General features: G+C 71.5%; 6 protein-coding genes and 1 tRNA gene. 3 read left to right on the top strand and 4 right to left on the bottom strand.

The features are described from left to right. Positions 1-169: 169 nt before the first annotated feature. Complete coding sequence (locus ACT54R_RS06835; protein ID WP_476326419.1) at positions 170-1,777, top strand: dihydroxyacetone kinase subunit DhaK; 1,608 nt, start codon at positions 170-172, stop codon at positions 1,775-1,777. A gap of 67 nt (positions 1,778-1,844) precedes the next feature. After that, positions 1,845-2,123, top strand: a complete 279-nt coding sequence (locus tag ACT54R_RS06840) for a hypothetical protein (protein ID WP_476324801.1) — start codon at positions 1,845-1,847, stop codon at positions 2,121-2,123. A gap of 23 nt (positions 2,124-2,146) precedes the next feature. On the opposite strand, the gene ACT54R_RS06845 is transcribed toward ACT54R_RS06840, so the two are convergent. Beyond that, positions 2,147-2,446 carry a hypothetical protein gene (locus ACT54R_RS06845; protein WP_476324803.1) on the bottom strand — a complete coding sequence of 100 codons (300 nt, stop codon included), beginning with the start codon at positions 2,444-2,446 and terminating at the stop codon, positions 2,147-2,149. A gap of 103 nt (positions 2,447-2,549) precedes the next feature. Then, positions 2,550-2,623: transfer RNA gene (locus ACT54R_RS06850), tRNA-Gln, on the bottom strand. 268 nt (positions 2,624-2,891) lie between these two features. Here ACT54R_RS06850 and ACT54R_RS06855 point away from each other — a divergent pair. Further along, a complete protein-coding gene (locus ACT54R_RS06855; RefSeq protein ID WP_024277617.1) occupies positions 2,892-3,098 on the top strand; it encodes a hypothetical protein in 207 nt (68 codons plus the stop codon). Positions 3,099-3,216: 118 nt separating this feature from the next. On the opposite strand, the gene pbpC is transcribed toward ACT54R_RS06855, so the two are convergent. Both pbpC and ACT54R_RS06865 read right to left on the bottom strand, forming a co-directional pair. After that, positions 3,217-5,301, bottom strand: a complete 2,085-nt coding sequence (gene pbpC / locus ACT54R_RS06860; RefSeq protein WP_476324805.1) for a penicillin-binding protein 1C — start codon at positions 5,299-5,301, stop codon at positions 3,217-3,219. Beyond that, positions 5,298-10,616 carry an alpha-2-macroglobulin family protein gene (locus ACT54R_RS06865; protein ID WP_476324807.1) on the bottom strand — a complete coding sequence of 1,773 codons (5,319 nt, stop codon included), beginning with the start codon at positions 10,614-10,616 and terminating at the stop codon, positions 5,298-5,300. The genes pbpC and ACT54R_RS06865 overlap by 4 nt, the downstream gene beginning before the upstream one ends. Positions 10,617-10,771 lie beyond the last annotated feature (155 nt).

Below are 10,771 nucleotides of genomic sequence, written 5' to 3' on the forward strand. Positions count from 1 at the left end.
CAATGGCCTGTGGTCCTGCCTGTCCCGAGAAGGCATGCCATCCACAGGTTGCGCGCACCATCCTTGTAGACGGTGGCGCCGCTGTGATGCGGGCGCCGACGCGGCTATGGTCCCTGCGGGAACGCGAGGACGGACTGCCGTGAATAAGCATTTCTACAATTCCGCCGACATGCTTGTCGCCGACGCCATCGATGGCCTCATCCTTGGGTCGGGTGGCCGGCTGGCCCGGCTCGACGGCTATCCTGAGATCAAGGTCGTGCTGCGGACCGATCGGCCGGCCGACCGGGTGGCGGTCATCTCCGGCGGGGGATCCGGGCACGAGCCGGCCCATGCCGGATTCGTCGGCGAGGGGCTGCTGGACGCCGCCGTCTGCGGCGACATTTTCGCTTCGCCCACGGTGGATGCGGTGCTTGCGGCCATCCTCGCGGTGACGGGACCGGCAGGCTGCCTGCTGATCGTCAAGAACTACGGCGGCGACCGGCTCAACTTCGGCCTCGCCGCCGAGCGCGCGCGGACCCTCGGGCTGGACGTGGAGATGGTGATCGTCGGCGACGACATCGCCCTGCCCGACAACCCCCGTCCGCGCGGCATCGCCGGCACCATCTTCGTCCACAAGGCCGCGGGACACGCCGCCGCCGCCGGCCTGCCACTTCCCGAGGTGCGGCGCCGGGCCGCCGACGCGGCGGGCGTGGTGAAGTCGCTCGGGGTGGCGACGAGCACCTGCAGCATTCCCGGGCGACCCTCCGAGGAACGCATGGAGGACGGGCACGCCGAACTCGGCCTCGGCATCCATGGCGAGCCGGGGCTGGAGCGCATCGTGCTACCCGGCGCGGCACAACTGGTGGCCGACATGATCGCCCGCTTCGGAACGGATGTGCGCGAAGCGCCCCAGCTTGCGCTGCTCGTCAACAATCTCGGTGGAGTCCCGGCCCTGGAACTCTCCATTGTCCTGCGCGAGGTGCTGAAGAGCCCCATCGGGGCGCACGTCACGCTGGTGCTAGGCCCCGCGGGTGCCGTGACAGCGCTGGACATGCGTGGCTTCTCACTGTCGTTCCTTCCGCTCGACGATGTCAGGCGCGCCTGGCTGACCGCTCCGGTCGATGTGCCCGCTTGGCCAGAGGCCCGCGCGCCGGGGCCGATCGCGGTGGTTGCGCCTTCGGCCCGGCTTGCCGGGCCCGCGGCGACGCCGTCGGAGGATCCGGCGACCCGTGCCCTGCTGCGCGCCGTCAGCGCGACGCTGATCGCCGCCCAGCCGCAGCTGGATGCGCTCGACGCCCGGGTCGGCGACGGCGACACGGGTTCCACCTTCGCCGCCGCCGCCCGCAAGGTTGAGGACGATCTCGATCTCCTGCCTCTCGCCGATCCCGCCGCCCTGTGCGAGGCCATCGCAGAGCGTCTGTCGCGGGTGATGGGCGGATCGAGCGGTGTCCTGCTCTCGATCTTTGCCGCGGCCGCCGGGGTGGCCCTCAGGCAGGGCTCCGGCGTTGCCGCGGCGCTCGACGCCGGGGTCGGGCGGATGAGCCACTACGGTGGAGCGAAGCTCGGCGACCGCACCATGATCGATGCGCTCAGCCCAGCGATCGCGGCGCTGGCGGAGGGGCAAACGCTTGCGGCCGCCGCCCGTGCAGCGCGGGCCGGGGCGGACGCCACCGCAGCGATGACGGCGGCCCGTGTCGGCCGGTCCAGCTATCTGTCGGGCACCGACCTCGCCGGGGTGGTGGACCCCGGCGCGGAGGCGGTCGCCCGCGTCTTCGAGGCGCTGGCGCGGCAGGCCTGAGTGTCGGCCTCCCTAGAGGCTTCCCGGCGCTGGGAAGCTGCAGCTGGTCCCGTCGGTTGGCGGCGATATGTGGTTCGCGTTCTCGGAGGAGCTACTGCTCGCATTCTTCGCCGGGATCTTGACGGCTGGTTGGACCTGCGTCCGCAAGATGAAGACGGGCATCGAGACCATGGACGTCTTCTGCTTTTTTACCACGGATCCGAGTGAGCCGGTCGCTAGCATCCAGCCAAAGGCAATGCCGATAATCCTCATGGAGCCGGAGGAAATCGAAATCTGGATGACGGCGCCGCGGCAGGGCGCCAAAGGACCGCAGCACCTGCTCCAGCAGGCGCGCTGCAGATCGTAGAGCGGGGGCGAGCTCGATGGCCCCTACCAGGTGCCGATGTGCCGCCCGCCATCACCAATGCCCGGCTTATGGTCCCATTCCTGCACAGGTATGGAGCGCACCGCGTCCAGCGTCCCGGGGGCCAGCTCCTTATTCTCCTGCGCATTCTCGTCAAAGAAGATGAGGCCTGCACCGGCGCGGATGGCGCCCATGAGGTCGCTGCTGGTCTGCGACGCGGCGTTGTTCTGGGCATTCCAGGCGGAGAACTGGCCGTTGTAAAGGTTCGTCAGCACGCCGGCCTGCTTGGTACAGCCGTCGCTCGCCGCCTGGGTGAAGGACTGCATGATGCACGCCGAGCGGCTTCATTGATGGTCCTTTGGGAACCATCAACAGGACCAGACTCGGTGGCTGAACTTGATCGGGATTGATCGCCGGAGGGCATCGATTTGGCTGGGGGACCTGGATTCGAACCAGGATTAACGGAGTCAGAGTCCGCGGTTCTACCGTTGAACTATCCCCCAACACCCGGACGGCCGCTAGCGCGGGGCGGGTGGGTCTGCCGAGGCAGGTGGGCTCTATACGCAATTCGATCGCCGGGTTCAACTCCCGATTCAGCGTCATTCACACCCCCTGTTCGAGAGGGGTAGCACCAGGGGTATCGGCGGGGTTCGGCACGAGTCAGCCCCGACCTCCGCTTGGTATACGACATACGCAATGGTGCCATGCACAATCCGCTATATTGCATCGCACGCGGATGGCCTATCTTCCCTTCATCAAATGGAGGCGAAAATGGTCACGATCACTGCACATGCTCCCCGCGAAACCGGCTTCTTCGGTCGCATCGGCAATGCGGTGTGCGACTTCCTCGACGCCGTCGCCGAAGCCCGCGCCATGTCGGAGCGCTACGAGTACCTCTCGCGCCGCTCCAACAGCGAGCTCGCCGAGATGGGCCTCGACCGTCAGCGCATCACCCAGGCCGTTGCCCGCGGCTTCTGAGAATTCCTGAAGGCCCGGCCGCGCGGTTTCGCGGCGGCCGGTCTTAAGTCCCTGTCTTCCGCGTTTCCTCCCAGTGCCCTCCACCCGCTGTCGCAAGGCAGCGGGTTTTCTTTTGTCCCTACTCCACCTTCACCGTCACGCTGTCGCTGCGGCCGTCCGCATCGATGACGGTGAGGCGGGCGAAGCCGCGGCCGGGCGGGGTCCAGAACAGGGTGCGGCGATCCTCTACCCGCGCCACCGGGCGGCCGTCCATGAGCAGGGTGAGAGGGAAAGTCCCGCCGTCCACCTTCAGTGCCAGCGTCTCCGCCCCCTCGGCCGCGACGCGCGCGCCGTCGGGGGGATAGACCACCTCCAGCGCCTGCTCCTGCCGCGCCCGGCCGAAATGCCGCTGGGGCGGGGGGAGCCTTGCATTGCCGGCCATCACCGCCCCGCGCGGGGCGGCGGCGAGGCTCGCCGGAGTGCGGACGATGCGGGCGAAGGCGTCGAACAGGAGGGGCGCAGCCGCCGCGCGGCCGGTGAGGTCAGGCACCGCCTGCCCGTCCGGCCGGCCGACCCAGACGCCCACCGTGCGCCGGCCGTCGAAGCCCACCGCCCAGCTGTCGCGATAGCCGTAGGAGGTGCCGGTCTTGAAGGCGATCCGCCCGCCCAAGGCATTCTCCGGCGCCGGCGTGCCGAGGAGGCACTGGCCCACATACCAGGCCGCCACCTCGTCCACGAGGCGGGCCTTCCGCGGCGCCGCCACCGCACCGTCGCCCCGGCGGAAGACCGGCGCATGGGCCTCGCCGCCCCGCGCCAGCGCGGCATAGAGGGTGGTGAGGTCGATGAGGCGGATGCCCACGCCGCCCAATCCCATGGGTAGCGCCGGAGCGGCGCCGGGGGGTAGCTCCAGCCGCCCGCCCGCCTGCTGCATGCGGCTCGCGAGGCGCTGCGGCCCCACCGCTTCCAGCAGGCGCACGGCTGGCACGTTCAGCGACATCTGCAGCGCCTTGCGCACGGAGAGGGTGCCCTGGAAGGTGCGATCGAAATTCTCCGGCCGCCACGCGCCGAAGCGGGCGGGCCGGTCCTCGATCAGCGTCTCGGGATGGGCGATGCCGTCCTCGAAGGCGAGCGCATAGATGAAGGGCTTCAGCGTGGAGCCCGGCGAGCGCACGGCGCGGGCGAGGTCCACGGCGCCAGCCCGGTCCTTGTCGAAATAGTCGGCGGCGGCCACATAGGCGCGCACCTCGGCGCTCTCATTGTCCAGCACCACGATGGCGGCGGAGAGCCCGCGCCCCAGCGTGCGGGTGCGCTCGCGCACCAGCTCCTCCAGCCGCTCCTGCAAGGGGGCATCGAGGGTGGAGAGGTGGCGGGCGAGGTCCGGCCGCTCCGCGGCCATCTCCTCGGAGAGGTGGGGCGCGATCTGCGGCAGGGGCCGGCGGGCGGTGGGCACGGCCTCGGCCTTGGCGACGCGCACCTCGTCGGGGGCGATGATCCCCTGCGCGGCGAGGCGGTCCAGCACGCGGTCGCGGGCCGCCTTGGCGCGGGCGGGATAGCGGTCCGGCCGGCGCGTCTCGGGCGATTGCGGCAGTGCCACCAGCAGCGCCGCCTCGCCCAACGTCAGCCGGCGCGGCTCCTTGCCGAGATAGGTGAGCGAGGCCGCGCGCACCCCCTCGATGTTGCCGCCATAGGGGGCGAGGGTGAGATAGAGCGAAAGGATCTCGTCCTTGGAGAGCCGCGCCTCCAGCTCCAGCGCGCGCCGCATCTGGGCGAGCTTGGCGTTCAGCGTGCGGGCGCGGGGCGGCAGGGTGAGGCGGGCGACCTGCATGGTCAGGGTCGATCCGCCGGAGACGACGCGCAGCGAGCCCGCCGCCTGCCCCGCCGCGCGCAGCAGCGCGAGGGCATCGACGCCCATATGCTCGCGGAAGCGCCGGTCCTCATAGGCGAGGATCATGTCGACGAGGCGCGGGTCCACGTCCGTGGCCGAAGCGGCGAGCCGCCAGCGGCCATCGGCCAAGGCGAAGGGCCGCAGGAGACGGCCTTCCTTGTCCACCACCTCGGGCGAGACCTTGGGCTCGGGCGGCGGCGGAGCATTGGCGCGCAGGACGGCGAGGCCGGCCGCACCCGCCCCCACCGCCAGCACCAGCCCAAGCGCCGCCGCGCCCGCCAGCCAGCGCCAGCGGCGCCGGGCGGCGGGAGAGGAAGTGGGCGCGGGCAGCTCGCTCATCGCGCGGGCGCGACCTCCATGCTGCCGGCCGCCGTGCGGGCGAAACGGTCGGGGCGGTACATGTCCTCCACCATGGCCGGCGGATGGGCATAGCGGCCGGGCGAGACGGCCCGCACCGTGTAGGCGACGACGAAGGGCCCATCGCCCTCCTCCCGCGTCACCGACGCCACGAAGCGGTCGTCGCGGAACTCCACATGGCCGGCCTCGCTGGTCTCGTCGAGCCAGGTGAAGCCGCCGTCGCCGCCCTTGATGAGGTTGGGGTTCTCGATCTCGAAGCCCGCCGGCAGGTAGTCCACCAGCAGCACGTCGGCCAACGCGCTCTTCTCCTCGGAGAAGGTGAGCACCACCGCGAAGCGCTGGTTCTGCACCGCCTTCGTCGGGTCGGCCGGCTTGCCGTCGAGGGTGAAATACTTGCGATCCAGCGAGAAGCCCTTGGCGATGGCCGGTTCGGGCGCCACCGGTGCGCCGTTGACGCCCACCACCACCTTCACCGCCTCGGTGCCCACGTTGCGCACCGTGAGCGGGCCGCGCTCCAGATCGGCGCGCGAGAGCTTGCTACCGAACGGCCCGCGCACGAGGCCGCCATCCACCTCCAGCGTCATGTTGGCGGCGCTGGCGACGAGCGTGCGGGCGGCGAGCAGCAGCCACGCATTCTCCTGCGTGGAGGTGCGCTCCGTGCGCACCCGCGCCGCATCCACGCGGGCGAGCGCCACGGCGGCCACCTTCTCCAGCCCCGCCTCGCGGGCGAGCACGGTGAGGGCGGCGGCATCGCGCAGCACCGAGCCGAAGTCGGCGCGGCCGATCTCCGGCGCGGTGGCGCTGGCGGGGATGCCCTCCAGCGCCACGTTGAATGCCCGTTCGGCGCGGGTGCGGTCGCCGAGCAGCGCGAGGGCCGCGCCCACCTGCCCGCGGGCGAGGGGCGAGGCGAGGTCCTTCAGCCGCGTGTCGGCGAGGTAGCGCAGATCACCCAGCGGCGCGCGGCCGTTGCGGGCCAGCACATAGAGGGCATAGGCGAGGCCCTCGCTGGCGGAGCGCATGTCGGCGCCCGCGAGGTTCACCGTGTTGCGCAGCCGGTCGAGGGCCAAGGAGAAGGCCTGATCGGGGACGACGAAGCCCTTCTCCTTCGCGCGGGTGAGGAAATCCACCACATAGGCGTCGAGCCAGGTGTCGCTGCCCCCCGCGGCCCACAGGCCGAACGAGCCGTCCGAGCCCTGCCGCGAGAACACGCGGACGATGGCGTCGCGGATGCGCTGGTCGGCCTCCGGGTCCGCCGCCCGGCCCACGAGGACGGACAGGTCGTTGTAGGAGAGCAGCGGCAGGGCGCGGCTCGTCACCTGCTCGGTGCAGCCATAGGGGTAGCGGTCCAGCGCCGCCAGCAGCGCCGGCACGTCGATGGCGCTGGAGGGCGACACGCTCACCGCCACGCTGCCGGTGCCCGGCAGGAGGTCGGCGAGGAGATCGCGCGACACGCTGATGCTCTCGCCGGGGGCGAGGTTGCGCACCGTGCGCCGCTCGATGTCCGGATAGGCCGGGCGCACCTGCATCTGGAAGGAGCGGGTGATGTCGATGCCCTGCCCCGTCAGCCGCGCCGTGAGGGTGGCGGGGCCAACGCCCCGGCCCTCCAGCGCAAGCCGCACCGACTGGCGCTGCTTCTGGGCGAGGGTGAGGGCCGGCACGGTGCCTGTGACGGCGGCGGCGCCGGTGGCGGTCACCTCCAGGCGGTATTCGCCCGCCGGACCTTCCACATTGGTCAGGTCCAGGTTGAAGCTGGAGCGGTCGCCGGAGGCGAGGAAGCGCGGCAGGGTGGCGAGCATCACCACCTTGTCGCGCACAACCACGTCGGCCGAGGCATGGCCGAGGCGGTTCTGGCTCCAGGCAATGGCCATCACCCGGAGCGTGCCGTCGAAGGCGGGCACGGGGAAGGAGACGGTGGCGGTGCCGTCCGCCCCCACCTCCACGAGGCCGGAGAACAGCGCCACGGGCGGCCCCTGCGGCGGGCTCGCCATCATGGCCGTCTCGTTGCCGTCGCCGCCGGAGCGCAGCCGGCCGGCCGCACCCTGCATGCCGTCGATGAGCGCGCCGTAGAAATCGCGGATGTCGGCGGCAAGCCGGCGCTGGCCGAACACCACGTTATCCGGCGCGGGCGGCTTGTAGCCCGTGAGGTTGAGGATGCCCACATCCACCGCCGCCACCGTCACATAGGCCTTCTCGCCGGCCGGCAGGTTCGACACCTTCACCGGGATGGCGAGCGTCGTGTTCGGGCGCATGTCGGCGGGTGGGGACAGCTCCACCTTCAGGGTGCGCGCCTCCTTGTCCACCGAGAACCACGAAAGCCCCATGGCGCGGCCGGGCATGCGGCTCGCCTGGACATCCAGCGGGCGGTGGAGGAAGGCGACCACATAGGCCCCCGGCCCCCAGCTTCCGTCCACCTTGAAGCTGACCTTCGCCGCGCCCGGCTGCACCTGCAGCACCTGCTGGGCGCGCACGCCGTCATTCACCACCAGCACCGTGGCGGTGCCGGCGGTTCGGGCGGTGACGGTGGCTTCCAGCGTATCGCCGGCGGCGTAGGCGGGCTTGTCGAGGGTGAGTTCCAGGCGGTCCGGCGTGTCCGCATTGCCGTCGCCGCCGAAGCCCGCCTCGAAGGTGAGGCTTGTCAGCGGCAGGCCGTCGCCGGTGAGGTCGAGGCGGTAGCGGCCATATTGGGTGGGCACGGAGAGGCGGGCCGGGCCGTCGGCGGTGGTGGCGATGGTGCCCTCGCCGACGCGGGTCACGGTCTTCACCGGCTCATAATCCCACGAGCCGCTCACGCGGTACCACTGGTAGCGCGTCTCGAGGCGCGAGAGTTTCCAGGTGAGGCCCGGCGAGGCGAGGAGCTTGTCGTCCACGCCGGCCACCACCACGTCGAAATTCGCCGTCTCGCCCTCGCGGACGCGGTCGGCGAAGAGCGGCTTCACGCCGATCTGGCTGCCGGCCGGGGCAAGCGGCAGCACGATGGTGCGCTGGACCGCGCGGCCGCCGGCCTCCACCAGGCGCACGAAGGCCTCCATCTCCAGCGGACGGGCGGTCTTCGGGAGTTCGCCCGCCAGCAGGCGGATCGTGGCGCGGCCCCGCGCGTCGGTGACGGGGGCATCCGCCGTGGGCTGGCGCTCGGCCAGAACCTCGTCCTGAGCATTGCCGAAGGCGTAGCCGGCAAAGCCCGGCCGGTTGGCGGCGGCGCGCAGTTCGGTCTCCGCCTCCACGTCGAGGCCGGAGGCGGGGGCGCCGAACAGGAAGCGGCCGTCCACCAGCACCTCCACCGCCTTGTCACGCGGCAGGCGCGGCGCGCGGGCGGTGAGGTCGAACTCCACCCGGTCGGGGACGTAATCCTCCACGAGGAATGTCACCTCGCCGATGGCCGGCGCTTTCAGATCGGTCAGCGCCTTGGCCCGCCAGGTGCCGGTCATGGCGCCCTTGAGGATGGGCAGATCGAGCGTGCGCCCGCCCGCGCCCTGGTCCTGCACCACCACACGGCGGTCGGCGACGCCATCGGGGCGCACCAGTTGCACGGTCAGCGGCACGTTGGGCGCGGCATTGCCCGCCGCGTCGCGCAAAAGGACGGTGAGATGCACCGTCTCGCCGGAGCGGTAGACGCCGCGCTCGGTGGCGAGGAAGGCATCCAGCGCGCCCGGCGCCTCGCGGCCGGAGACGCCCCGGTCGGTGAGGTCGAAGGCGTTCTCCTTCATGGAAAGGAAAGCGTAGTCGCCATTGGCGGCGCGCGCCGTCACCACCTCCGGCCCCATGCCGGCGGGGCCGCGCGAGAGGCCGGCATCGAAGCGGGCATAGCCGCTGGCGTCGGTCTTCGCGGTGCCCAGCACCTCGTTGGAGCGGGCTACCAGCGTCACGTCCGCTCCCGCCACCGGCTCGGCGCTGCCGAGCGAACGCACCAGCACGTGGACACCGTCCGGCCCGGCGAGGGCGGTCATGCCGAGGTCGGAGACGATGAACCACTGGGTGGCGAGGCTGCCGTAATCGTCGTCGCCCGAGGTCTCGCGCGGCTCGGCCGTCATGGCGTAGACGCCGGCCTCCAGCTTGCCCACCGCCTCGTTGACGGGGATGGCGGTGACCACGTCGGCATTCAGCGCGCCGTCCACCTCCAGCGTGCCGGAGAACACCTCGATGGCCGCGCCCTCGGCGAGGCGCTGGCGCACGTAGCCGTCGAGCCCCTGGCGGAACTCGCCCTGGATGGCGGTGGGCACGAGGCCCCGGTCGCCGATGCGCAGCACCTTGATTTTCAGTTCCCGCGTGTTCACCGAGGTGACGGGAATGCCCTTCTGCCCGGTGCGCGGCAGCACATAATTGCGGCCGGAGAAATGGGCCGAGGGCTGGCGGTCGCGCACATAGATGGAAAGCTCGGTCGCCTTCTTCAGCTTCTCGCCATTGGCCGAGGGCACGCCCGGCCGCACGGCGATGGTGTAGCGGGAACCGTGCTTCAGGCCTTCCACGCAGATCTGCCGCGCCTCGCCGGTGATGGCCGGCTTGTCCATGCCGCCCACCTGCACGAAGGCAGCGAAATCGGTGCCCGGCGCGATGTCTTCGGAAAACTGCACGCAGGCGCGGGGCGTCACCGCGTCGGACTCGACGGAATAGTCCACCAGCCGGAAGCCGTGCTCCTCCTTCAGCTTGTCGTAGAAGCTGCGGTCGGCGGGGGTGTCGCGCAGGTCGAGGGCCAGCTTCATGGTGTCGATGGCCGGCTGCCACAGGCGCCGGTCGGCATAGACATGGCCGATGAAGGAGAGCGCCTCCCCCTCCTCCGCCCGCGTGGTGGCGCGGCGGTAGGCGATGAAGGCGGCAGCCAGCGCATTGTCGATGAAGGTGGAGGCGTCCTCGTCGTCGGTGGGCTTGATGGCGGCGAGCGAGCGGGCGAGGCGCATCCAGATGCCGGAATCCTGCGCCTGCACCAGCGCGAGGCCGGCATAGAGTTCGGCGGCGGCGCGGGCATCGTTGCGCTGGAAGGCCTGCGCGGCATCGCGGCGAGCCTTGTCCAAGGGGCCAGTGGGCGCGGTCGCCTCGCGGCGCAGCAGGCGCTCGTAGCGCCGGGCACCGGCGACGAGATCCTGCCGCTGGAACGTCTTCTGGCTGGCCGCGCGGGGCGGCAGCGGGGGCGCCGGCTGGGCCGGCGCGGGCTGGGCCGCGGGCGCTTGCGGCCGCGCCTGCTGGGCAAAGGCGGGCGCGAGGGCCAACACGGGTGCGAGGGCCACGCCGGCCGTCAGGGCGACGGCAAGGCCAAGGCGCGCGCCCATGGGGCGGAAGCTGAGGAGACGACGGCGAAGGTCCATGGACCGCTCCCTCGGTGCGCGGCACCGTTGCGGGAGGCGAGGCGTGCGATGCGGCCGCGGAAGCTCCGAAGAGGCTCCAGCCCGCAGATCGTTCGACCGGCCCCCTGGATCGCGTCCCCCGCACGTCGGAGCGAGGGGCGATCCATTTCTTGGCG

The sequence above is a fragment of the Xanthobacter sp. DMC47 genome (assembly GCF_056313845.1).

Bases quoted from the DNA above. Each gene is read 5' to 3' on its own strand.
- ACT54R_RS06845 (WP_476324803.1), bottom strand. From the start codon at position 2,446: ATGCAGTCCTTCACCCAGGCGGCGAGCGACGGCTGTACCAAGCAGGCC.
- ACT54R_RS06835 (WP_476326419.1), top strand. From the start codon at position 170: ATGCTTGTCGCCGACGCCATCGATGGCCTCATCCTTGGGTCGGGTGGC.
- ACT54R_RS06855 (WP_024277617.1), top strand. From the start codon at position 2,892: ATGGTCACGATCACTGCACATGCTCCCCGCGAAACCGGCTTCTTCGGT.
- ACT54R_RS06840 (WP_476324801.1), top strand. From the start codon at position 1,845: ATGTGGTTCGCGTTCTCGGAGGAGCTACTGCTCGCATTCTTCGCCGGG.
- pbpC (WP_476324805.1), bottom strand. From the start codon at position 5,301: ATGAGCGAGCTGCCCGCGCCCACTTCCTCTCCCGCCGCCCGGCGCCGC.
- ACT54R_RS06865 (WP_476324807.1), bottom strand. From the start codon at position 10,616: ATGGACCTTCGCCGTCGTCTCCTCAGCTTCCGCCCCATGGGCGCGCGC.